This window comes from Mesorhizobium sp. M1399, assembly GCF_040317735.1.
In the GTDB taxonomy this organism is placed as follows: Bacteria; Pseudomonadota; Alphaproteobacteria; order Rhizobiales; family Rhizobiaceae; genus Mesorhizobium.
In genome coordinates, this window is sequence record NZ_JAMYKZ010000009.1 from 157301 (window position 1) to 180462 (window position 23162).

The following is a 23162-nucleotide window of genomic DNA, read 5'->3' on the forward strand; positions in this document are numbered from 1 at the left end:
GCCCTACACCCGCATCGGCATCAACACGTAGAGCGCGGTCTCGTCGGCCATGTCGTGGATCAGTGTCGGGGATCCGGCATCCGCCAGCATGAACTTCGCCTCCGTGCCGGTCAGTTGCGCGGCAACGTCGAGCAGGTATTTGGCGTTGAAGCCGATTTCGATCGGATCGGACGAATAGTCGGCTGCCAGTTCTTCGGTGGCGCTGCCTGAATCCGGATTGTTGACTGCAAGCGTGACCTGGCCTTCGGCGATCGAAAGCTTTACAGCCCGGCCGCGTTCGGACGAAATGGTCGAAACGCGATCGACGGCAGCGGCGAAACTCTGACGATCGATGATCAGCTTCTTGTCGTTGCCGGTCGGAATGACGCGCTGGTAGTCCGGGAAAGTGCCGTCGATCAGCTTGGAGGTCAAGATGACGCTGCCGATGGTGAAACGGATCTTGGTGTCCGACAGCTCGGTGGTCACCGCAATGTCGGGGTCGTCGACCAGCTTCTGCAACTCGCTGACCGTCTTTCGCGGGATGATGACGCCAGGCATGCCCTCGGAGCCCGCTGGTGCGTCGATCTCGGCGCGCGCCAGCCGATGGCCGTCGGTCGCGACCGAGCGCAGCTTCAGCTTGCCGCCAGCCTCGTGCGTGTGCAGATAGATGCCGTTCAGATAATAGCGCGTCTCCTCGGTCGAGATGGCGAACTGGGTCTTCTCGATGAGGCCCTTTAGCCCGAGGGAATCGAGCCGGAAAATATGCGAGAACGACCCGGCTGAAAGCTCGGGAAAGTCGGACTGCGGCAGGCACTGCAGGCGGAAGCTCGAGCGCCCCGACGTCACCGTCATGGCGTTGCCGTCTTCGTCGGTCTTCAGCGCCACCTCCGCGCCGTCGGCAAGCTTGCGCACGATGTCGTAGAGCAGATGCGCCGGAACCGTCGTCGCCCCGCCACGCTCGACCTTTGCCGGCGTTGCTTCGGTCACCTCCAGGTCGAGGTCGGTCGCCTTCATTTCAAGGCTGGCCCCCTCGGCGCTGAGCAGCACGTTCGACAGGATCGGAATGGTGTTGCGCCGCTCGACCACGCGGTGAACATGGTTGAGCGACTTCAGGAGATTTGACCGTTCCAGGATAACACGCATGACGAAACAGGCTCGCTTGAATGAATGAACGGGTCTCCGGCAAGCGGCGCCCCGCGAAAGGTCTGAACAGGCTCAGAATCTGCGTAAACTGACAGGAAAAACCCGGCAAACGCAAGCCCGCGCCACCGGTTCGGGCCGGCTGCACGGGCTTTCTGGGGATAAAAAGGCCGAAGTCCGCGAGCCGGCGTTTTTCGCGCCGTCAGGCCTGGTCGTTGATCAGCCTTCTCAGCAATTCGAGTTCCTGCGCCAGTGTGTTGTCGACGCCTGAAAGATCCTCGATCTTGCGCACGGCATGCAGCACCGTCGTATGGTCACGGCCGCCGAAACGCCGCCCGATCTCCGGCAGCGAGCGCGGCGTCATCACCTTCGACAGGTACATGGCGACCTGCCGTGGCTTGACGATGGTGCGTGTGCGCCGGTTGGACAGAAGTTCAGTCTTCGACACGTTGTAATGGCGTGCGACGATGCGCTGAATGTCCTCGATACGCACCCGCTTCGGCTCGCCGGAACGATAGATGTGGCCAAGGATCTCGTCGATGCGGTCGATGGTGATCTGCGGTTCGAAGGATTGGCGAAACAAAAGCTGGTTGAAGGCACCTTCGAGCTCGCGCCCGCTGCCGGTCACCGTGCGGGCAACGTGATTGAGGATCTCTTCGGAAATATCGAGCGACACATCGTCGAGCTTGGCGGTGGCAAGCCTGAGCTTGAGCATACCGATGCGCATGGCGAAATCCGGGGCCGACATTTCCAGCGCGACGCCGCCGTTGAGGCGCGAGCGGACGCGCGGCTCCAGCGACTCCAATTCCGACGGCGGCCGGTCGGCAGCGACCACCACTTGCTTGGCGCTGTCGAGCAGCATGTTGATCAAATGGCAGAATTCATGCTGGATCGACTTGCCCTGCAGGAACTGCATGTCGTCGATGATGAGAAGGTCGATGTCGCGAAGCTGTTCTTTCAGCGTCAGTGCGTTGTTGTCGCGAATCGCGGTGGCGAACCGCCACATGAAATATTCAGCCGTCAGATAGACGACCCGCGATTTCGGGTTCTGCTTCAGCGATTCTGCGGCGATCGCCTGCAACAGATGCGTCTTGCCCAGCCCAACCGTCGCGTGAAGAAAGAGCGGATTGAAGCGCACCGCGCTCGACTGTGATTCCGCGACCGCCTTGGCAGCGGCAAAAGCCACTCGGTTCGATGGTCCCTCGATGAAGGAGGTGAAAGTGTAGCGTGGATCGAGCGGCGAACCGAGCACATTGTGCCGGAACTCTGTCTCTGCCGGCATTCCTGGGCGGGGTGCCGGGACCCGCTCGACCCTGCTGGGGCTCGCCGTGCCCGCAGAGAGAGCGGTTTGCGTCTGCCTGGTCATCTTGCGTGCCGGGGCCACTTCCGGCTCGACGCTGTTGCGGCCCTGGCGTGTGGCGGTGCGAACGACGATCTCGATCTTGAGGATCTCCGGATCCTCGTGCTTCCACAACTCGGCGATGAGATCGAGGTAGTGGCCGTTGATCCATGAACGCAGGAATGCGGTTGGCACCGAGATGCGGACAATGCCCTTGGAGGATTCAGCGACCTTCATGCGCCCGAACCAGCTCGAATAGACCTCGGTTCCCAGACGCGCCTTCAGCTGGGCCTTGACCCGATCGAACTTCTGTTCAGCTTCATTGGAAGCCGCCATGTCGTTCCTTCCGATTAACGTTCCAGGAAATGGGAGGTCGCCCGTAAGCTCCCTTTCGATGCCGCCGCTCTGCATGATCGAGTTCCTTGTCTCTTGTACCTGTTTTCCGCCGGGGATGCGCCTCCTGCATCCATGTTTCCGGCGACCGTGTCTTCGCTGCGACACCATCGCCACCGCCGGCTGATGAATCGCCTCGTTATCGGTCCGGCGCCGAAGTGCCGATCCGCCTTGGTCATGTCAGGGCAATAAAATGCCGTCCGGCGAAAAACGCCGGCGCACCGTCGACCTGCCATGTACAATTACGCCAGTCCCCTACCGTATCAAAAAGACAAACCAACCCCGTCCGCGGAGTTGAATCCGCGTTGTAAACTCTGCCAATTTGAGCTGGCCGGTTTCAGGCTGGTCAAGGGCCAAGGGCCCGTCCCTTCGATGGACAGACATTACCGAAATCGCTGTGGATAGAGCAAGGCCACCCCTAACGGATTTTTAAGGAATCTGACTAGCAAGGGACGGTTCGGACGCCATGCCGCAACAGTTGATTTTGACAAAGCCATTGTGATTCAAACCCTTTTCCGGCGAATATGAAAAAGGCCACACAACGCGAAATTTTCTGAAATAATTCACTTGACAGCCAATTGTCGCCTATCGACCGCAGCCGATGTGAACAAGCTGTGGATCACCATCTGTAAACTGCTGAAAAGAAACGGTAATCTGTGACGCTCGGAAATTTTCGCATTGGCGGTTTCGAAGGCTGCGAATATCAGCGGGCATGTATATGCCGGCAAAGCATTTCGAACTTTGAAATGTACGCGGAGCGCCGTTTTGCGGGCTTTCTTTTAAGTACTTGCCGGCAAACGAAAAAACCCGGCGCGATCGGCCGGGTTTGAAGAAGCGCAGTGCAGGAAAAGGTATATTAGGCCGACAGCACCTTGACCCGTTGGGCCAGCCGCGACACCTTGCGCGATGCCGTGTTCTTGTGCACGACACCCTTGGTCGCGGCCCGCATCAATTCCGGCTCGGCCACCTTGAAGGCAGCCTGTGCGGCCGCCTTGTCGCCGGCCGCGAGCGCCTCTTCGACCTGGCGGATGTAGGTCCGGACGCGGGAGCGACGGTTCTTGTTGATCGCTGCGCGACGGGCGATCTTGCGCGTTGCCTTTTTGGCCGAGGAGGTATTGGCCATGGTGCCTCTCTTCTGATCTGGTGGGCGCTTGCGGGATACCGCGGGGCGCAAAAAACAAACGGGCAGCCACAGGGCCGCCTCGGTAGGTGCGGCTTATAGTTCAGCTTTTCCGGCGCGTCAACGCTGCGGCGCGTTCTTTTTGGCCGGTGCCTTCGTCATCTCATCGGTTCGTGAAATTCGGCTTCCGCTTGCCGGTGAAGGCCGCCATGCCTTCCTTCTGGTCGTCCAGCGCAAACAGCGAATGAAACAGCCGGCGCTCGAACCGCAGGCCCTCGGTGAGCGTCGTCTCATAGGCGCGGTTGACGGCCTCCTTCGCCATCATCACCGATGGCAGGGAAAAACCGGCGATCTTGGCCGCTGCCTTAAGCGCTTCCTCGATCAACTCGCCGGCTGGCACGACGCGCGAGACCAGGCCGGAACGCTCGGCCTCGGCTGCGTCCATCATTCGCCCCGTCAGGCACATATCCATCGCCTTCGACTTGCCGACGAAGCGGGTCAGGCGCTGCGATCCGCCCATGCCGGGCATGACACCCAGCGTGATCTCGGGTTGGCCAAACTTGGCGGTATCGGCGGCGATGATGAAATCGCACATCATCGCCAGTTCGCAGCCGCCGCCCAGAGCGTAGCCCGCCACCGCCGCGATGATCGGCTTTCGTGCCCGCGTAAATTCTTCCCAGCCGACGAAGAAATCCTGCAGATAGGCATCCACATAGGAGATCGACTGCATTTCCTTGATATCGGCACCTGCGGCGAAAGCCTTTTCCGAACCAGTGATGACCATAGCGCCGATGTCGGCATTTGCGCCCATGCTGTTCACCGACGCAACCAGTTCCGCCAGCACTTGTGAATTCAGCGCATTGAGCGCTTGCGGCCGGTTCAGCGTAATCAGCCCGACCTTGCCGCGGGTCTCGACGATGATGGTTTCATAGCCCATGCTTGCTCCTCCTCGCTTGTGTTTCAAGCCTGACAGGTCCGGCAGTGGAACGTTGAGCGACCGCTTTGCACGATACGCTCGATGTGTCCGCCACAACCAGGCTTGGAGCAGGCCTCGCCCTCGCGATCATAAACCGCGAAGGAATGCTGGAAGTAGCCCAGCGATCCATCGGTCTGCATATAATCGCGCAACGACGAGCCGCCGGCGGCGATCGCGTCGGCGACGACCGAGCGGATTGCTTCGGCCAGGCGTTCGCTCTGTTCTCTGGCTTTCTTGCCGGCTCTCGCGAGCGTGCCCGCTTTGCGCAGCGGTGACAGGCCGGCCCGCCAAAGCGCTTCCGAGACGTAGATATTGCCTAGCCCGGCGATCAGCCGTTGGTCGAGAAGTGCCGCCTTCAGCGGTGACTTGCGACCTTTCAGCAGCGAAGCGAGCAGAGCGCCGTCCAGTGCATTGCCTGTAGGCTCGACACCTAATCCCGCCAGCATCGGATGCATGTCTGGCTCGTCTTCCGAAAACAGCATGAACCCGAAGCGGCGCGGGTCGTTGAAGATCACGCGAGAGCGGACGCCGGCAGGTGATGTGATGTCGAAGACGACGTGATCGTGAGCGGTGTTTTTCGAACGTTCATAGTGGAACGCGCCGGGTGTTGCACTCTCGTCGGCCGTTTCGACGCGAAACGAACCCGACATGCCGAGATGGCAGATCAGCACCGGGCCGTTGTCCAGGTGCATCGTCAGATATTTGGCGCGGCGGCCGAGCGCTGCAATCGTCTTGCCGGTCAGCCGCTCCGAAAATCTCTCGGGGAATGGAAACCGCAAATCGGGCCGGCGTGCCTCGACACCGACGATGCGGGCACCTTCAAGGACCGGCTGCAGACCGCGCCTGACTGTCTCGACCTCCGGCAGCTCAGGCATGGCCGCTTATCGTGGCATGGAAGGAGGTGCCGTATGGGCCGGGCGCCAGCCCGAGATGTTCGGCCACGGTTTCGCCGATGTCGGCAAATGTCGTCCTCAGTCCAATGTCCGCGCCTTTGAAACCCGGCCGTGTGCCGATAACCGGAATACGCTCGCGTGTGTGGTCGGTGCCGCGCCACGTCGGATCGTTGCCGTGATCGGCGGTCAAAATGAGCAGATCGCCTGGCCTCAGCCGCGCGAATGCCTCCGGCAGGCGCCGGTCGAAAGCTTCGAGTGCGGCGGCATACCCCGCGACGTCGCGCCGATGTCCGAACTCGGTATCAAAGTCGACAAAGTTCGCGAAGACGAAGTCGCCGTCGCGGGCATCTTCCATGGCGCCAAGCGCTTTGTCGAACATCGCCATGTTGCCGGCAGCCTTGCGGACTTCCGAGATCCCCCGATGGGCGAAGATGTCGCCGATCTTGCCGATTGCAATAACCCGGCTGCCGCGCGCCGTCAGCCGGTCGAGCAGCGTCGGTTCCGGCGGTGGTACGGCATAGTCGCGACGATTATGCGTTCGCGCGAACGTGGCGGCGGTTTCACCGATAAACGGTCGTGCGATGACGCGCCCGATATTCAGCGGATCGACCAGCCCGCGCACTATCTTGCAGAAGTCGTAAAGCCGTTCCAGGCCGAAATGAACCTCATGCGCGGCGATCTGCAGGACGGAGTCGACCGAGGTGTAGCAAATCGGCTTGCCGGTGCGGATATGGTCTTCGCCGAACCGTTCGATGATCTCGGTGCCGGGGGCATGACAATTGCCGAGAATGCCGGGCACCTTCCCTTCACGCACCATTGCTTCGGTCAACTCGGCTGGAAAGGCGGGAATCGTGTCGGGGAAGTAACCCCAGTCGAAACGGACCGGCAGGCCGGCTATTTCCCAATGGCCCGATGGCGTGTCCTTGCCGCTCGAAACCTCCTGTGCCGCGCCGTGAAAGGCGGCGGCAAACTCGACGCTGCCGCCATTCTCGAACCTGAAACCCGTCGCCGTTGCCGCGGCATGGCCGAGGCCGAGCGATAGCATGTTTGGTACAAGAAGCGGTCCGCCACGCAGGCCTCCGCGATCGGCGCGGCCTTCCGCGCAGGCCTGCGCGATGTGTGCGAACGTGTTGGAGCCAGTGTCGCCATAGCGTTCGGCGTCGGCCGCGCCGCCGATGCCGAAGGAGTCAAGGACAAAAAGGGAGGCGCGTGCCATCAAAGGTTCATCATTGCCTGGGTGTTGACTCAGACATAGGGTTCCGCGCTGCCGTTGGCAATTCGGAAACCCGAACGGCACGGCTTGGCGTGCTGGTCCGGGAGAAACGAATCGCGGCATGGTCGATCTGCCGATCGAAATGCGCGGCATGGAGCTCGCATGAGGCCTGCCCTGAAAGCATTCGCTGCCGTACTGGCCTTGCTGCTGGATGCATCTTGCGCGAACCTGGCGCGTGCCGATTGGCGCGATGATATCGGAACGTTCCGTATCGGTATCGTCGCCGAGCCTGGCGCCGGCAACACCGTTCCAGGTCTGGCGCTGCTGACCGACGCCTATACCAAAGCGCTCGGCATGAAGGTGGAGTTTGTCGTTGCCCGCGACTATACGTCGTTGATCGAGGCGCAGGCCAATGCGCGGATCGAATATGCAATCTATTCGGCAACCGCCTACGCCGCCGCCTCCGAACGGTGCGGATGTGTCGAACCTCTCGCGGCGCCGCTCGATTCCGGCGGCGCCATCGGCATCCGCTCCGTACTGCTGACGCGCGACGGGAGGGTTCCCGATCTGATGGCCATGGCAGTCCATCGGGTCGTCATGGCGCCTTTCGACAGCGTCGGTGGTGCTTTGTTGCCGCTTGCCGGGCTGGCTGCAGACGGGGTCAACGTGGCGGAAGATGCGCCGTTTTTGACCCACGCCAATTCGGCTGCCGCAGCTGAAGCAATGCTGGTCGAGGGCGAGGCCGATGCCATATTCGGCTGGATCCCGGCTGTGGCAGAGGGACGGCCAAATCCTCCTGGCGGCACGGTGGCGAGGCTCGAGGCCGCAGGGCTCTCGAAATCGTCGCTTCAGGTCGTATGGACCTCAGGCCTGCTGAGGTATGGTCCGCACGCCGTCCGCAGCGATCTGGACCCCGAAGCCAAGCGCCGGCTCACCGTCTTTCTCACCAATCTCAGATCAGCCGCGCCGGACATTTACGATCTTCTGGAGCCGAGACACTCCGGCGGGTTCGCCGTTGCCGGTCCGAGGGATTATGTGCTGGCTGCGGCCATCGTGCACCTGGTCTCGGCCCGCGGCCGCACGCAATAGCTACAGCCCGGTTAGCGGGCTTCAGGCGTCAGCAATCGCTGCACGGAATGGTCGGGCTCCTTCGCGGCCGTAGATAATAAGTTTCCGCCATCGATATCGAATTGAAGGCCGAGCTCAACCCGAACCGGCTTTGGCCATCCGCCGACCAGGTGATGATTGGCTTGTAGGCGAGATCGCTTTCGACCCGAATGAGGAAAGTGCCTTTGATCTTGAGCGCGCTCGGGACCGTTGTGGCGGAATCCTTGATGGCGTCGACGCTAGAGACACCATCGACTACTTTGCGCGACCACACGACCAAGACTTTCGGCGTCGTCTCGTCCGTGACCTGTATCGCCGTAATGATGATCTTCGGTTTCGAACGATTATAGGGCTGAAGCGTGGAACTGCCGATCGCGATGATGGCATCGAGATCGGCCGCCTTGATGGTCTGCTGCTGCGTGACAAGGTCCGCTACCATGCTGCCGATGCGGCTGACCTTCTTGCTGGTCTCGATGGCTTGCGAGGCTTCCATGGTCATAAAGTACATGATCAACAGGACAGGCACGATGAGGGCAAACTCGACAGCCGCAATACCGCGGCGGTCCGAGCAAAGCCGGACTGCTCTTGTACAAATCTCTGCGATGCCCAGCTGTGCCCCCGCACGAATCATGGCTTTGCCCTTTTCAAGCGACTAGGTGGTTCAGTTGTCGAACGGCTCGTTCTGCCAAGTGATCGAAGCGAAATGCAGCGTTTTGCCGTCCTTCAGATTGGCCATCGACTTGGCCATGAAGTCGGTCATCACCGGCCATTTGTAAAAAACCCGCAGCATGTTTCTCGACTCTGCCAGGCCTGGTGCGACGGTGAAGGTCTGTGTGCTCGTGCCCTTGGTCAACACGACGTCGCCATCCTGGATCTTGAAACCGGCCAGCGCCGCATCGGCGAAGGTCGGATATTCGCGCAAATCCACCAGCAATCCGGGACAGGTCTTGGCGACCATGATCTCCAACTTGGTGCAGATCATATCCCGCAGCTTGGTCCCGGACACATCGGCCGGTCTTAATTGGCCGGTACGCAGTTGGCGCGCGATGTCGTCTGTGGCGTTTGCCATCACTTCTTGTGCGGCAAATGAAATACAGCTCTCCAGGATGGCGAAGACAAGAAGCGCGAATGGAATTGCAAGCATGGCGAATTCGATCGCCGTGCTTCCGCGTCGGTCGCCCAAAAACCTTCCGGGAAAACCTGCTCGTCCTGCCTTGCTCATGTCCTCTACCCGCCGATTCCAGTTCTGCATCGGATCCCACCATTAGTCGGAACCGATTGAAGTCCGGTTGGAATGACCGTTAAATTCGGCGGAAAGGCCTTAACCAGGCAATAACCGAAGCGTTCCCGCAAAGGTGGAGAAGTCGGCTAGCTAATGCCCGGCGCTCATCTCGGCCTCAGAGGCCTTCTCGGCATCGCTCTTGTACGAGCTTTCGCAATATGGCGCGCAGGACATGGTCTGTACTTCGGCACGCCGATAGATGCGCACCGACGACGCTGCCTGGCGCACGACCGTTATTTGCTCATCGACGATCGGGTTGCCCTCCTGATCGAGGACGACAAGATTGGTGACGCCAAATCCCTTGCCGGTCAGTACGATCGTCGATGCGTCCTGCACGGAGGCGTCAGCGATCGCCGGATTGCCGACGACAATCGTATCGGCGGCGCGCGACAATTTGACGATCTTTGCCTGGTTCATCGTGACCTCGATGCCGGCGCCTGCCTTGGCTGGAACGGCGAAAGCCGCTGCGGCAAGAACCACGGCAATTGGAAATGACGATCTCGGCCCGGCCATTGAGGCGCTCCCCGGCAACAAACTGTTCAACAGAACATGAACGAGATTGGTGAACCAACCGTTAAGCGGCTGGAGTTCAGGATTAAGCCGGAACCGGCATTGGGCTAGCAGGCACGGCTCAAACCTCTTTGCCGAATTGCGCCTTTTGCGCCCTTTGTTAGCCTGTGGACCCAGTGGCCGGTATTTTAGTCCTGGGTTAACTACGCAATGTCATCGAAGCGGGAAAGGAATCGGTAAGCCTGTTTATTAAGCCGATCGAAACAGCTTCCGCTTACATTCGCAGCATCCGATCAGCCATCAAGAGAAGTTGACGGAAGTGCTGTAACAATTGGAGTAGGAGCTCGAATGTCTAACCTCATCGCACGTTTTGTGAAGGACGAATCCGGCGCGACCGCTATCGAATACGGTCTGATCGCCGCCCTCATCGCGCTCGCCATCATGGTTGGCGCCGGCTCGCTCGGCAACGCGCTGAACGCCAAGTTCGACAAGATCGCCAGCAAGGTCAACGGCGTCAATTAAGCTACGCGGCCAGTCACTTTTCAAGAACAGGGGCCGCTCCGTTGCGGCCCCTGTTGCATTATAGTAACAAAACACTTTGAAGTCTCATCAGTCGTTAATAGAATGTGCCTAGGTTAGGCCAGGTACAATTTGACCACAGGCGTTCGTCCATGCTTGAAGCCGTGATCTTCGTCGTCTTTCCGTTCTGCATGCTTTTTGCCGCGATCTCCGACATGCTGTCGATGACGATCGCCAATCGCGTGCCTGTGCTGCTTGTGGTTGTCTTCGCCTTGGTAGCGCCTTTGACCGGCATGGATTGGGCCACCTATGGCTGGCATTTCGCCGCCGCCGGCTTGGTTCTCGCGGTGACGTTCGGCCTGTTCGCGCTTGGCGGCATGGGCGGCGGCGACGCGAAGCTCCTGGCCGCCACTGCCATGTGGATGGGACTGAATGTCCATCTCATCGAATATCTCGTCGCCTCGACATTCATAGGCGGCTTGCTGACGCTTGCCATTCTCGCCTATCGAAAATCGCTGCTTGCCGCCGTCACAAGCCACAATCCGTTCCTGCGCCATTTCGCCGATGACGCGACCGGTGTTCCGTACGGCATTGCGCTTGGCATTGGCGGTCTGCTTACCTATCCGGACTCGCCGTTAATGGCCTGGGCTCTCGCCAGGCTGGCGGGCTGATTTGCGTTACTCCGTTTGCGCCGGGCCTGGCGAGTTGGCGACGTCTTTCCTTCGGGCCGCGCTTGGTCGCTCTAATTTATGTAAACGTTAAATTAATCACGATCGTAAGTATAACATTAACCTTGTTTTGACGATTGCCGCTGCAAAGTCCGGCTTGGCCAGGTGGTTTGCCAAGGGCGAGGTTCGGACAGATGCCAGCATCCCGATTGATTATTCTAGGCGTGGCGATAGCCGCGGCCGGAGGTGCAGGCTATGTCGCGAAGAACATGGTCGCGCCTCCGCCGCCTCCGGTTGTCGATTCCGGCCCCCAAGCGCCGGCGATCGCGCTGCAGGACGTGCTTGTCCTTTCCGGCGATGTTCCGATGGGCAGTCCGCTAGAGAACAACATTTCCTGGGAGTCATGGCCGTCCGCCGGCATCAACGCAAATTTCATCACCCGCGCCGCCGAGCCTGAAGCGCTGGATAAGCTGAAGGGCGGCGTCGCGCGCGTGGCGCTGTATGCCGGCGAGCCGTTGCGGCGCTCGAAGTTGATCGGTGAGGGGCAAAGCTTCATGTCGTCGATCCTGCCCTCCGGCATGCGGGCTGTCGCCACAAGCATCTCGGCCGACACTTCGGCCGGTGGCTTTATTCTTCCCAACGATTTCGTCGACGTCATCATGACCCGCAGAGCCGATACCGCCAATGGCGGTAGTCCGGGCTTCACGACCGAGACTATCCTCAAGAACATTCGCGTCCTGGCGATCGACCAGACCATTCAGGAGGATGAGGAAGGCAAGAAGACCAGGGTCGGCCAGACCGCCACCCTGGAACTGACGCCGCAGCAGTCCGAGATCATCACCGTCGCTCAGCAGATGGCGGATCGCCTGACATTGGCACTGCGCTCAATCAAGGACAGCCAGGACAAGAATGTGGGGGAGGCCGACTACCTGGTTTCCGGCAATGGTCGGCGCGGAACGGTGCGGTTGATCAAGTCGGGCGAAGTTTCCGAAGTGGGGGCGAGGAAATGAAGCTAAAAACCAAACTGCCGGTCACCTTGGCTGCGGCGATCGGCCTGTTTCTCCTTGGAACGAATGCGTATGGCACTCTCGATGCCCATGCGGCGAACAATGCCAGGGTCACAGCCTCGACGGCCACCCAGCGAGTGAAGCTCGGGCTTAACAAATCGGTGGTCATCGACCTGCCGAGCGATGCCTACGATATTCTCGTTGCCAACCCCGCGGTAGCCGATGCGGTGACCCGCACCGCCAGGCGCATCTATCTATTCGGAAAGGCGGTCGGCGAGACCAACATCTTCGTCTTTGGCCCGAATGGCGAACAGATCGTCAGCCTTGATCTGGCGGTCGAACGCGATGTTGCCGGGCTGGAGGACTATATCAAGCGCTTCATCCCGTCATCGGAGATCAAGGTCGAGTTGCTGAACGACAATGTCGTTCTGACCGGAACCGTTGACACTCCGCTGGACGCCAAGCGTGCGCAAGACCTGGCGGAGATCTTCGTCTCAGGCGGCGAAGCGACCACGGGTCAATATTCGCAGACCGCTGCCGGCGGCTCCGCCGATGCCGGCGTCGACATCAACAATCCGGACACCGAGCGCCGCGTCAGCAAGATCGTCAACCTGCTGCAGATTATCGGCGACGACCAGGTGACGCTCAAGGTGACGGTTGCCGAAGTCAGCCGCTCGGTGATGAAGCAGCTCGGCGTCAACATGATCGGCAGCGGCAGCAGCAACGGCATCAGCTGGAGCGCGTTAAGCGACAATTTCACCGGTTTAGGCAAGTCGCTGTCGAACTCGGGCCTCTCTATCAGCAGCTCGACGCTGCAGGCCTATATCAACGCCATGGAACAGTCCGGCGTCATGAAGACTCTCGCCGAGCCAACATTGACGGCCGTATCCGGCGAGAAGGCGACCTTCAAGGTCGGCGGTGAATATAACATGGTGACCGGCGTTTCCGAAGCCGTCTCCAACGATAACCAGACAGGTCTGAAAACCTATTCAGTCGAGAAGATCGAATATGGTATTGGCCTGGAATTTCAGCCGGTGGTGCTGTCTCCCGGCCGCATCAGCCTGAAAGTCAGGACGTCGGTCTCCGAGCCGACAACGGAAGGGTCAGTATCTTATTCCGAAGGCGTAAAAAGCCTTGGCATGAACGCCTTGTCGCTTCGCAAACGCTTGGCCGACACGACGGTGGAACTGCCTTCGGGCGGCTCGATGATGATTGCCGGGCTCGTCCGCGACGATGTCAGGCAAGCCGTCAACGGCTTGCCTGGCCTGACAAAGATTCCAGTGCTCGGCGCGCTCTTCCGCAGCAGGGATTTCGTTCGCAACGAGACCGAGCTCGTCATCATCATCACGCCCTATCTGGTGAAGCCGGTGGCGCGCAACGACCTTGCCAAGCCTGACGACAATTTCAACGCCGCCAGCGACGGGGCCGCCATGTTCCTTGGACGCGTCAACCGCGTCTACGGCACCATGCAGACCGACAAGCCCAACGGCCGTTATCACGGCGTTGTCGGCTTCATCTACAAGTAAGCGGGGAAGCGGACATGTCTCAGTCAGCATCGAAGACAAAGGCGATCACCGCGATGCGGTCGGTCCATTTGCGAATCTGGCGGCCCGCCGTTCCCATCATGGCGGTCGTGATGGCGGCATCACTGGCCGGCTGCGCCAATCGCGACAGCGTCACGGTCGGTGCCATACCGGACGACTATCGCACCACCCATCCGATCGTCATCGCCGAGAAGATCCAGAAGATCGACCTTCCGGTCGGCGCCGGCGACCGTGGCATGACCAGATTCCAGCGCGACACGCTCCTGGGCTTTCTGGACGGATACGACAGGAGCGCGGCTCCGGTGCTGACGATTGAGGTCCCGAGCGGCTCGGCTAACGAAATCGCAGCGGCCGCGGCCGGCCGCGATTTCGCCAGGCTTGCCATAGCCAGCGGCATCAGCCGGAAGCGGATCGCCGTGCGGTCCTATCAATCCGTTTCGGCCGAAGCGTCCGCCCCGGTCCGTGTCGCCTACGTCTCGGTGAAGGCTCAGACGGACAAATGCGGGCGCTGGCCGGAAGACCTTCTGGAGACTTCGGAAAACAAGCATTATGCCGATTTCGGCTGTTCGTACCAAAACAACCTTGCCGCCCAGATGGCCAATCCGGCCGATCTGATCGGGCCGCGCAAACAGACTCCCATCGACGCGGCAAATCGGAGCGCGGTGATCGACGTCTATCGCGACAGAGGAATTTCGGACGAACTCCTCGGCAATTCGGAAGTCGAATATTAACGAGTGTTGAGGCTCAACAGACCTAAGCCGCGCAAGTCACTGAAAGAGATGACAATGAGCAATCTTGCCTATGACACAGAGGTAGCAGGCGGCGAAACCTCGGAGCAGGATATTGCCGCGATGCAGGCGTTGCGGCCGATCCCGCGCATTTCGATCCAGGCGTTCTGCGAGACCGAAGGCGTAGCCAATCCGGTCGAGCGCGCTGGCGAGGATCGCCGTATGGCCAAGGCCCATCTGAAGGTGCATATGGGGGGCATCCCCACCGCTATCGAATTCTACCAGTCTGCGCCGACACCGAACCTGATCCTGCTTGAATCGCGCAGCGAGCCGAAGCTGTTGCTGGAACAACTCGCCCAGCTCTCCGAGCACTGCGATCCGACCTCCAAGGTGGTGGTTGTCGGCCATTACAACGATGTCGGCCTGTATCGCGAACTCATCCGTTCGGGCATTTCCGAATATGTCATCGCCCCGGTATCGATGGCCGACATCGTCAGCGTGGTGTCCTCGATCTTCGTTGATCCGGAAGCTGAGCCGATCGGCCGCTCGATTGCCTTCATCGGCGCCAAGGGCGGCGTCGGCTCCTCGACAATAGCCCATAATGTGGCTTGGGCCATGTCGTCCCTTTTCAAGTCCGAAGTGGTTGTCGCCGATCTCGACCTCGCCTTCGGAACGGCCAACATCAATTTCGACCAGGACCCGGCGCAGGGCATTGCCGAGGCGGTCTTCTCGCCGGAACGCGTCGACGAGGTCTATCTCGACCGGCTGCTCGCCCAATGCGCCGAGCACCTGTCGCTGCTTGCGGCACCTTCGACCCTGGAGCGGGTCTACGATTTCGAGCCCGACGCCTTCACCCAGCTTATCGACATAGCCCAGCGTAGCGCGCCGCTCCTCGTGCTCGATGTCCCCCATGTGTGGGCCGGCTGGACCAAGAACACGCTGGTCAAGGCCGACGAGATCGTTATCACGGCGACGCCCGAACTGGCCAATCTGCGAAACACAAAGAACCTGGTCGACATGCTGAAGCGGCTTCGTCCAAACGATCCTGCGCCAAAGCTTGTGATCAACCAGGCCGGTGTGCCGAAACGTCCCGAGATTACGCCGTCCGATTTCTCCGAATCGCTCGGCCTTTCGCCGATGTCGGTCATCCCGTTCGAGCCGCTTTTGTTCGGAAATGCCGCCAACAACGGACGTATGCTCGGTGAGATGGATGCCAAGAGCCCCGTCGTCGCCACGATCAACGAGATTGCCCATGTGCTGACGGGGCGCAGCGAAATCAAGGTGAAGAAAAAGGCTGGCCTCGGCAACCTGCTCGGCAAGCTTTCGCGCAACAAGAAGTGATGCCGCAGCGGTGGAATTGGTAAGCGATCATGTTTGGTAAAAGAGGCAGCGACGACGGCAACCGGACCATCCCGGAATTCCGTCAGCCAGCACCCGCACCTGCCGCGCCGGCGGCCGCGAACCCTGTGGAAGCGGCGGTAGCTGCCAGGCCCGGGGCGCTGCCGCCATCCGGCGCGCCTGCAGGGCCGGCGGTTCGCCGTGCGGTCGAGCCGCCGCCATTGGCGCCGGAGCCGAAAAGGATTCAGCGTGAGCGCAGCGAGAGCTATTACGACACCAAAAGCCAGGTCTTCTCCGCACTCATCGACACGATCGATCTGTCGCAGCTCGCCAAGCTCGATCCCGAAAGCGCGCGCGAGGAAATCCGCGACATCGTCAACGACATCATCGCGATCAAGAACTTCGCGATGTCCATCGCCGAGCAGGAAGAGCTTCTCGAGGATATCTGCAACGACGTCTTGGGCTACGGGCCGCTGGAGCCACTGCTTGCCCGCGACGATATTGCCGACATCATGGTCAATGGCTCCAAGAACGTCTACATCGAGGTCAACGGCAAGGTCGAGCAGACCGGCATCCGTTTCCGCGACAACCAGCAGCTCCTCAACATCTGCCAGCGTATCGTCAGCCAGGTTGGCCGCCGCGTCGATGAATCAAGCCCAATCTGCGATGCGCGTCTTCCTGATGGCTCCCGTGTCAACGTCATCGCACCGCCCCTGGCCATCGACGGCACCGCCCTTACCATCCGCAAGTTCAAGAAGGACAAGCTGACGCTCGACCAACTGGTCAAGTTCGGCTCGATTTCGCCGCAAGGCGCCGAGATTCTCAAGATCATCGGCCGCGTCCGTTGCAACATTGTCATTTCGGGCGGTACCGGCTCCGGCAAGACGACGCTGCTCAATTGCCTGACCAACTATATCGACCGCGAGGAACGCGTTATTACGTGCGAGGACTCGGCTGAGCTGCAATTGCAGCAGCCACATGTGGTGCGTCTCGAAACACGTCCGCCCAACCTTGAAGGTGAGGGCGAAGTGACCATGCGCGACCTGGTCAAGAACTGTCTGCGCATGCGGCCCGAGCGCATCATCGTCGGCGAGGTGCGTGGACCCGAAGTGTTCGACCTGTTGCAGGCGATGAACACCGGCCATGACGGCTCGATGGGAACGATCCACTCGAATAGCCCGCGCGAATGCCTCAACCGTATAGAGTCAATGATCGCCATGGGCGGCTACACGCTGCCGCAAAAAACCGTACGCGAAATTGTCGTCGGCTCCGTCGACGTGATCATACAGGCTGCACGCCTGCGCGACGGATCGCGGCGCATCACCCACATCACCGAGGTGATCGGCATGGAAGGCGACGTCATCATCACCCAGGACATCGTTCTCTATAACATCAAGGGCGAGGATGCGAACGGCAGGTTGCTGGGCGAGCACGTGTCGACCGGCATCGGCCGTCCGCATTTCTGGGAGCGCGCCCGCTACTATGGCGAGGAGCAGCGCCTAGCCGTTGCACTCGAGGCGATGGAGAAACGCGCTGACTGATCCGTCTGGAAGCGTGGGGGCCAGGGTCGATGTTCGGGATTGACAGCACCGTATTGGCATTCGTCGTGCTCGCCGGCTTCAGCGCCGGCGCAGTGGCCTATGCTTTCCTGTTCAATCGGATCAGCACCGAGAAGCAGGTCGGCAAGCGGCTTGAATCGATCAAGACCGCCGAGACGGATCGTTCCGTCGTCAAGGCTTCGCGCGATCGCGTGGCGGAAGCGGCCAAGCGTCGCAAATCCGTCCAGGATTCGCTGAAGGATCTCGACCAAAAGCAAAAGTCCAACCAGAGCCTGGTCAAGAAACCACCGCTGAAGATCCAAATCCGCCAGGCCGGCATGAAGGTCTCGATTGAGCGCTTCTATGTCTATTCGGCGGTCTGCGGCGTCGTCTTGACGGCTTTGGTCTATTTCATCGGCGCACCGCTGCTGGTCTTGCCGGCTGCGCTGCTGGTCGGTGTCTTGGGTCTGCCGCGCTGGTTCGTCTCGTTTCGCCGCGCACGCCGCGTCAAGGCGTTTCTCAACGAATTTCCGAACGCGCTCGACATCATCGTGCGTGCAGTAAAATCTGGCCTGCCGCTGAACGACGCCGTGCGCCTGATCGCCAATGAATCCCCCGAGCCGGTCAAGACCGAGTTCCGCCGCATCGTCGATTCGCAGCAAATGGGTTTGTCGATCCCCGACGCGGCCATGCGCATGCCCGAAACGATGCCGTGCACCGAGGCGAGCTTCTTCGGCATCGTCATCCAGATCCAGTCTCAGGCTGGCGGCAATCTTTCCGAAGCGCTGGGCAATCTTTCGCGCGTGCTTCGCGACCGCAAGAAAATGAAGGCCAAGGTCCAGGCGTTGTCTATGGAAGCCAAGGCATCCGCCGTGATCATCGGCGCGCTGCCTTTCGTCGTCGCCTTTCTCGTCTATCTGACGAGCCCGAACTACATCATGCCCCTCTTTACCACCAGCACCGGCCATCTGATCCTCGGTTGTTCCGGCGTCTGGATGTCGATGGGTATCCTGGTAATGCGCAAGATGATGAACTTCGAAGTCTAGGATTCGCGCGTATGACCGATCACGTCATCAGAACTCTCACCGACCCGTCCCTGCTGATCGCACTGCTGGTCGGCATCGCGGTGTTTGCGACGGTCTTCACGCTGCTGCCCGCCTTTGGCGGGAACCAGCTCAAGGCGCGCATGAAATCCGTGGCGCTGGAGCGCGATGAGCTGCGCGCCAAACAGCGCGCGCGGCTGGCAGTCGAAGCCGACCGCCGCCGCAAGGGCCTGCGCGAAGAGCAGTCGGTCGGCATGCGCAATATTGTCGATCGCCTGGATCTCAGGCGTGCGCTGGCGGACGAAGGTACCTTGCAGAAATTGAAAGTGGCGGGTTTTCGCGGCCAAAATCCGCTGACGCGCTTCCTTTTTTTCCGCCTCGTCCTGCCCTTCATCGGCTTTGCATTGGCGGCCATATATCTGTTCGTGCTTGGAGGACTGCCCGAGCAGCCGCTTTTCGTGAAGCTGTTCGTCTGCATCGTGGTTGCCTATGCCGGGTTCTACGCGCCGGTGCTCTACGTCAACAACCGTGCGACCAAGCGCAAGCAGTCGATTCAGATGGCGTGGCCGGACGCGCTCGACCTGTTGCTGATATGCGTCGAGTCCGGCATGTCGGTGGAAGCAGCGCTTCGCAAGGTCGCCGATGAGATCGGCGCGCAATCGGTGGCATTGGCGGAAGAATTCATCCTGACCAATGCCGAACTTTCCTATCTGCAGGAGCGCAAGCAGGCGTACGAGAACCTTGCAAGCCGCACTGGCCTCGAATCCGTCAGGTCGGTGTCCCAGGCGTTGGTTCAGGCCGAGCGCTACGGTACGCCCGTGGCGCATGCGCTGCGCGTGCTTGCCGCTGAGAGCCGCGACATGCGCATGAATGCCGCCGAGAAGAAGGCGGCCGCGCTGCCGCCGAAGCTTACCGTGCCGATGATCCTGTTCTTCCTGCCGGTGCTGTTCGCCATCATTCTGGGTCCCGCCGGCATCCAGGTGAGTCAGCGCGGCATCTTTGGCGACCAGCCGAAATCGAGCAGCCAGTAGCCCAAGCGGCGTCGCCACAAACGCTGCTACGATTCAAAGCCGCGCTGCCGGTGTCGCGCGGTTCCTTGCGTTTGACATGTTGCGGAATTCTCGCGCCGGTTCGGCGCTCGAAGCGGTCAGTTGGTGGCAGGCTTTGCCTTGTCCTGCTCCTTGAGCTGGCTCCAGGCATTCTGCTGCGCCAGCATCTGGCGAAGGTAAGCGACGTTGGCCTGCGCCTGTTCCGGCGACAGCTCTTGTGAGGCGATCTTCTCGGCCTCGTCGAAACGTCCTTGCAGACCGACGACCAGCGCTAGGTTCTGGCGGACGCGACTGTCGGCATTCGGCTGCTGGGCGGCCGAGCGCATATAGGTTTCGGCCGTGCGCAAATCGCCTTCCAGCACGTACGACATGCCGAGATTGGAAAGGATCGACGGTTCGTTCGGCTTGAGGTCCAGCGCCTTGCGATAGTCTTGACGCGCCTCGTCCTTTTGGCCGAGCTGGTCGAGAATGGCAGCTTCCGCCGATACAAGTTTCCAGTCAGGATATTCGGGCGTCTGCGCGCGGCGCACGGCATCGAGAGCTGGCTCGAACTGTCCGTTGGCGGCAAGCGCCTTGCCATAGGCGGCGAGCACGTCGCGGTCCTTCGGCAAGGCAATCGCCAGCTTGCGCATCACCGCAAGCGACTGGTCGGCGTCACCGTCCATCTGCAGCGCCGCGGCATAGTTTGTCGCGATCCGCTTGTCGTTGGGGCTTTTCGAGTAGGACTGCCCGAGCGCCATCGTGGCGTTGTGCAGTTCGCCCGCCGACATTGTTTCCAGCGGCTTGCCGCTTGGGCGAGAAATCGAGCCAGTCGTCAATTTGCTGGTTCCGCAGCCAGCGACGCTTGCGGCAAGCACCATCATCAACGCCGTGGTGATCAGCCTATTTGCGCTGGCGTTCATCCTGCGGTCGGTCGGCATCGGCACCAGGGCTCCGTTCATGCGCGTGACCATTTGCGTGGTCATCTTCCCTCCCGCAGAAATATTCTGTTAACCCTAACGGAGAGTTAAGAAATGCCGACTCAGAAGCCGGAGACCAGCGAATGCCTGTTGAACTCGTCGAGAAAAAATTGAGCAATGCGCTGCCGGTCCATTTGGTGGCGAAGGATGCGCAGGCGGCGGCGGGCCTTGAGCCATCCTCAGTCGCCTGGGCCAAGGCCAACGGCTTTTCCGGCGAGGCCGGCAGGACGCTGGTTGTGCCTGGCGACAACGGTGCGATTGCCGGAGCCCTGTTCGGCACCGGCGACGACGAGGGTGCAATGGCCGTCGGGGCACTGGCGAGAGCCTTGCCCGAAGGCGAGTGGCGTCTTGCGTCCGCACCGGCCAAGCCGGAGCTTACGGCACTCGCGCTGGCACTCGGCGGCTATGTCTTCACCCGCTATGGCAAGAAGCCCGGCAGGACGCTTCGCTTCGCGCTGCCGTCCGGCGCCGACGCCGCTCGCGTCAGACGCATCGCCGATGGCGTTTTCCTGGCACGCGACCTGGTCAACACGCCGACCAGCGATATGGGTCCCGGCCAGCTGGAGAATGCCGCCCGGACCTTGGCCGCGACGCACAAGGCTGAAATATCGGTGACCAAGGGCGACGATCTTCTCGCCGCCAACTTTCCGATGATTCATGCCGTCGGTCGCGCTTCGGCCGACGCGCCGCGCCTGATCGACATGATTTGGGGGCCGAAGAATGCCCCCAAGATAACGCTGGTCGGCAAGGGCGTCTGCTTCGACACAGGCGGCCTCGACATCAAGCCGTCCTCGGGCATGCTTTTGATGAAGAAGGACATGGGCGGCGCTGCCAACGTGCTGGGCCTCGCTTCCATGATCATGGCCGCCAGGCTGAAGGTCCGGCTGCGCGTGCTCATCCCCGCTGTCGAGAATTCGATAGCCGGCAACGCCTTCCGTCCAGGCGATGTGCTGGTGAGCCGCAAAGGCATCACCGTCGAAATCGGCAACACCGACGCTGAAGGGCGGCTGGTCCTCGCCGACGCCTTAGCCTTGGCCGACGACGAGGAGCCGCAGATGCTGGTCGATATGGCAACACTGACAGGCGCTGCCCGTGTTGCGCTCGGCCCCGACCTGCCGCCCTTCTACACCGGTGACGAGGCGCTTGCATCCGAGCTGGCGGACGCCTCCGTTGCGGTCGAGGATCCGCTATGGCGCATGCCGTTGTGGAAGCCCTATGACGCCAAGCTGGCGTCGAAAATTGCCGATATCAACAACGTCACGTCGGATGGTCTCGCCGGCTCGATCACCGCGGCGCTATTCCTGAAGCGCTTCGTCCAAAAGACCGCCAGCTGGGCGCATTTCGACATCTTCGCCTGGAACCCGTCGGACCGCCCGCACGGCCTTGCCGGCGGCGAGGCGCAAGGCATCCGGGCGCTGGAGCGTGTCATTTCGAACCGCTTCGGCGGATGATGTCTCGGCATAGCCGACGAAGGTGTTGACTGAAACGGAACCGAAACAATTTTCCGTCATGCTGGACGGATGTCGATTATCATGCGTCCAAGTCAGGCCTTGCGACTGTGGCAGCAGGTGGTGCTGTCGCAGGTGCGCGACGACGCACCCGATCTCACCATGCGCCAGACGGCGATCCTGTTCACCATCTATCTCGATCCGCCGCCGCACACGGTGCGCGGTCTGGCTGCCCGCCTCAATGTCACCAAGCCGGTGATCACCCGTGCGCTCGACACGATGGGGGCGCTGAAGTTGGTGTCGCGCCACCGCGACGAGCTCGACAAGCGCAACGTGCTGGTCAGGCGCACAGTCGAAGGTGCGCTCTTTGTCGAACGCTTCGGCGATGTTATCATTGCCAGAGCCCAAGAGCTGCCGATTTGACCAAATTGTCCATTTGAACGAGTTGCCGATTTGACCGCCAGGGATGCCCGCCTCCATGCCTTCCGCTCCGATCTCGCCGATGCCAGGCTGAGAGGCGAGGTCGCCGCCGACCGGTTCGTCGCCGGCCGGCCGGCTCGCATCACCGCTTCCGTGGCCGACATCCGCAAGGCGCCACGGCCGAATGCCGGTGTCAACACACAGCTTCTGTTCGGCGATGACATTCTCGTCTTCGAGGACGCAGAAGGCTGGGCCTGGATCCAGGGCGAATGCGACGGCTATGTCGGCTATGTCGCCGACACGGCGTTGGGCGCTCGGGACCATGCGCCGACCCATATCGTTTCGGTGCCGCGCACCTTTCTCTATCCAGGACCCGACTTGCGCTTTCCGGTGAGCGGGCAATTGTCGATGGGATCATTGGTGACGGTGACGGGCTCAGCCGAAACACGCGGCACGCATTATGCGCTGTTGCCGTCCGGTCAAGCGGTCATCTCGGGTCATCTCAGGCCTGTCGCCGAGGCGGCCGCCGACTACGTTGCTGTTGCCGAGAGCTTTCTCGGCACGCCTTATTTGTGGGGCGGCGCCTCGGGCTTCGGCATCGACTGTTCCGGTCTCGTGCAATTGGCGATGCGCATGGCCGGCAGGCAGGTGCTGCGCGATTCCGACATGCAGGCGGCAACCATCGGCGAGCCGCTCGTTCCGGGGCCGGACTTTTCCGGGCTTCAGCGCGGCGACCTGGTGTTCTGGAAAGGCCACGTCGCTATCATGACCGACGCCGAGACGATAATCCACGCCAATGGCCACACCATGCTGGTATCGCGTGAAGGACTGAGCGAAGCGATCGCCCGTATCGGCTATCTCTATGGCGGTCCGACGGGGTTTCGCCGGCCGTAACGCGAATCGATCACCTTTTGTTCTGATTCTGCTTGGCGATCGCGCGCCGCCGCGC

23 protein-coding genes are annotated in these 23162 nt (G+C 60.9%); 13 read left to right on the forward strand and 10 right to left on the reverse strand.

The annotated features are described in order from the left end of the window. Nucleotides 1–3: 3 nt before the first annotated feature. The 6 genes from dnaN to NKH05_RS17570 all read right to left on the reverse strand — a co-directional run bounded on the left by dnaN (nucleotide 4) and on the right by NKH05_RS17570 (nucleotide 7056). Nucleotides 4–1122 carry a DNA polymerase III subunit beta gene (gene dnaN / locus NKH05_RS17545; protein ID WP_023719546.1) on the reverse strand — a complete coding sequence of 373 codons (1119 nt, stop codon included), beginning with the start codon at nucleotides 1120–1122 and terminating at the stop codon, nucleotides 4–6. Nucleotides 1123–1321: 199 nt separating this feature from the next. Continuing rightward, nucleotides 1322–2869 carry a chromosomal replication initiator protein DnaA gene (gene dnaA, locus NKH05_RS17550; protein ID WP_031194174.1) on the reverse strand — a complete coding sequence of 516 codons (1548 nt, stop codon included), beginning with the start codon at nucleotides 2867–2869 and terminating at the stop codon, nucleotides 1322–1324. 838 nt (nucleotides 2870–3707) lie between these two features. Next, nucleotides 3708–3974: a 30S ribosomal protein S20 gene (rpsT, locus tag NKH05_RS17555; RefSeq protein ID WP_023676922.1), complete on the reverse strand. Its 267-nt coding sequence runs from the start codon at nucleotides 3972–3974 to the stop codon at nucleotides 3708–3710. Between the two features lie 160 nt (nucleotides 3975–4134). After that, a complete protein-coding gene (locus NKH05_RS17560) occupies nucleotides 4135–4908 on the reverse strand; it encodes an enoyl-CoA hydratase (RefSeq protein WP_023719544.1) in 774 nt (257 codons plus the stop codon). A gap of 23 nt (nucleotides 4909–4931) precedes the next feature. Continuing rightward, complete coding sequence (gene mutM / locus NKH05_RS17565; protein WP_023719543.1) at nucleotides 4932–5822, reverse strand: bifunctional DNA-formamidopyrimidine glycosylase/DNA-(apurinic or apyrimidinic site) lyase; 891 nt, start codon at nucleotides 5820–5822, stop codon at nucleotides 4932–4934. After that, nucleotides 5815–7056: a phosphopentomutase gene (locus NKH05_RS17570; RefSeq protein ID WP_352483230.1), complete on the reverse strand. Its 1242-nt coding sequence runs from the start codon at nucleotides 7054–7056 to the stop codon at nucleotides 5815–5817. The genes mutM and NKH05_RS17570 overlap by 8 nt, the downstream gene beginning before the upstream one ends. 159 nt (nucleotides 7057–7215) lie before the next feature. Between NKH05_RS17570 and NKH05_RS17575 the strand changes: the two genes are divergently transcribed. Beyond that, complete coding sequence (locus NKH05_RS17575; RefSeq protein WP_023719541.1) at nucleotides 7216–8142, forward strand: phosphate/phosphite/phosphonate ABC transporter substrate-binding protein; 927 nt, start codon at nucleotides 7216–7218, stop codon at nucleotides 8140–8142. A gap of 28 nt (nucleotides 8143–8170) precedes the next feature. On the opposite strand, the gene NKH05_RS17580 is transcribed toward NKH05_RS17575, so the two are convergent. The 3 genes from NKH05_RS17580 to NKH05_RS17590 form a co-directional block, all read right to left on the reverse strand. After that, nucleotides 8171–8791 (reverse strand): TadE/TadG family type IV pilus assembly protein, encoded by a 621-nt coding sequence (locus tag NKH05_RS17580; RefSeq protein WP_023719540.1) that lies wholly within the window; start codon nucleotides 8789–8791, stop codon nucleotides 8171–8173. Between the two features lie 30 nt (nucleotides 8792–8821). Then, on the reverse strand, nucleotides 8822–9382 hold the full coding sequence (locus NKH05_RS17585; RefSeq protein WP_031194173.1) for a TadE/TadG family type IV pilus assembly protein: 561 nt from the start codon (nucleotides 9380–9382) through the stop codon (nucleotides 8822–8824). A 150-nt stretch (nucleotides 9383–9532) separates the two neighbouring features. Continuing rightward, nucleotides 9533–9955 carry a pilus assembly protein N-terminal domain-containing protein gene (locus tag NKH05_RS17590; RefSeq protein ID WP_023719538.1) on the reverse strand — a complete coding sequence of 141 codons (423 nt, stop codon included), beginning with the start codon at nucleotides 9953–9955 and terminating at the stop codon, nucleotides 9533–9535. 345 nt (nucleotides 9956–10300) lie between these two features. Here NKH05_RS17590 and NKH05_RS17595 point away from each other — a divergent pair, with 345 nt between their 5' ends. The 9 genes from NKH05_RS17595 (at nucleotide 10301) to NKH05_RS17635 (ending at nucleotide 19368) form a co-directional block, all read left to right on the forward strand. Beyond that, nucleotides 10301–10474, forward strand: a complete 174-nt coding sequence (locus NKH05_RS17595) for a Flp family type IVb pilin (protein WP_023719537.1) — start codon at nucleotides 10301–10303, stop codon at nucleotides 10472–10474. Between the two features lie 149 nt (nucleotides 10475–10623). Then, nucleotides 10624–11142: an A24 family peptidase gene (locus NKH05_RS17600; protein ID WP_023719536.1), complete on the forward strand. Its 519-nt coding sequence runs from the start codon at nucleotides 10624–10626 to the stop codon at nucleotides 11140–11142. 191 nt (nucleotides 11143–11333) lie between these two features. After that, on the forward strand, nucleotides 11334–12149 hold the full coding sequence (cpaB, locus tag NKH05_RS17605; protein ID WP_023719535.1) for a Flp pilus assembly protein CpaB: 816 nt from the start codon (nucleotides 11334–11336) through the stop codon (nucleotides 12147–12149). Next, the gene (locus tag NKH05_RS17610) at nucleotides 12146–13672 is read left to right on the forward strand and encodes a type II and III secretion system protein family protein (protein ID WP_023719534.1); all 1527 of its coding nucleotides are present in this window, start codon (nucleotides 12146–12148) and stop codon (nucleotides 13670–13672) included. The genes cpaB and NKH05_RS17610 overlap by 4 nt, the downstream gene beginning before the upstream one ends. Nucleotides 13673–13686: 14 nt before the next feature. Further along, complete coding sequence (locus tag NKH05_RS17615) at nucleotides 13687–14421, forward strand: CpaD family pilus assembly protein (RefSeq protein WP_023719533.1); 735 nt, start codon at nucleotides 13687–13689, stop codon at nucleotides 14419–14421. A 54-nt stretch (nucleotides 14422–14475) separates the two neighbouring features. After that, a complete protein-coding gene (locus NKH05_RS17620) occupies nucleotides 14476–15759 on the forward strand; it encodes a CpaE/TadZ family protein (protein ID WP_023719532.1) in 1284 nt (427 codons plus the stop codon). Nucleotides 15760–15788: 29 nt separating this feature from the next. Beyond that, entirely contained in the window at nucleotides 15789–17297 is a 1509-nt protein-coding gene (locus tag NKH05_RS17625) for a TadA family conjugal transfer-associated ATPase (protein WP_023719531.1), read from the forward strand. A gap of 29 nt (nucleotides 17298–17326) precedes the next feature. Continuing rightward, nucleotides 17327–18340, forward strand: coding sequence for a type II secretion system F family protein (locus NKH05_RS17630; protein WP_023719530.1), 1014 nt, complete (start codon nucleotides 17327–17329; stop codon nucleotides 18338–18340). A gap of 11 nt (nucleotides 18341–18351) precedes the next feature. After that, nucleotides 18352–19368 (forward strand): type II secretion system F family protein, encoded by a 1017-nt coding sequence (locus tag NKH05_RS17635; protein ID WP_352483228.1) that lies wholly within the window; start codon nucleotides 18352–18354, stop codon nucleotides 19366–19368. Between the two features lie 116 nt (nucleotides 19369–19484). On the opposite strand, the gene NKH05_RS17640 is transcribed toward NKH05_RS17635, so the two are convergent. After that, entirely contained in the window at nucleotides 19485–20306 is an 822-nt protein-coding gene (locus NKH05_RS17640; RefSeq protein WP_023719528.1) for a tetratricopeptide repeat protein, read from the reverse strand. 122 nt (nucleotides 20307–20428) lie between these two features. Here NKH05_RS17640 and NKH05_RS17645 point away from each other — a divergent pair, with 122 nt between their 5' ends. The 3 genes from NKH05_RS17645 to NKH05_RS17655 all read left to right on the forward strand — a co-directional run bounded on the left by NKH05_RS17645 (nucleotide 20429) and on the right by NKH05_RS17655 (nucleotide 23107). Further along, nucleotides 20429–21796 carry a leucyl aminopeptidase family protein gene (locus NKH05_RS17645; RefSeq protein ID WP_023719527.1) on the forward strand — a complete coding sequence of 456 codons (1368 nt, stop codon included), beginning with the start codon at nucleotides 20429–20431 and terminating at the stop codon, nucleotides 21794–21796. A 69-nt stretch (nucleotides 21797–21865) separates the two neighbouring features. Further along, entirely contained in the window at nucleotides 21866–22216 is a 351-nt protein-coding gene (locus NKH05_RS17650; protein WP_023719526.1) for a MarR family winged helix-turn-helix transcriptional regulator, read from the forward strand. Between the two features lie 30 nt (nucleotides 22217–22246). Continuing rightward, nucleotides 22247–23107: a C40 family peptidase gene (locus NKH05_RS17655; RefSeq protein WP_352483226.1), complete on the forward strand. Its 861-nt coding sequence runs from the start codon at nucleotides 22247–22249 to the stop codon at nucleotides 23105–23107. Nucleotides 23108–23162 lie beyond the last annotated feature (55 nt).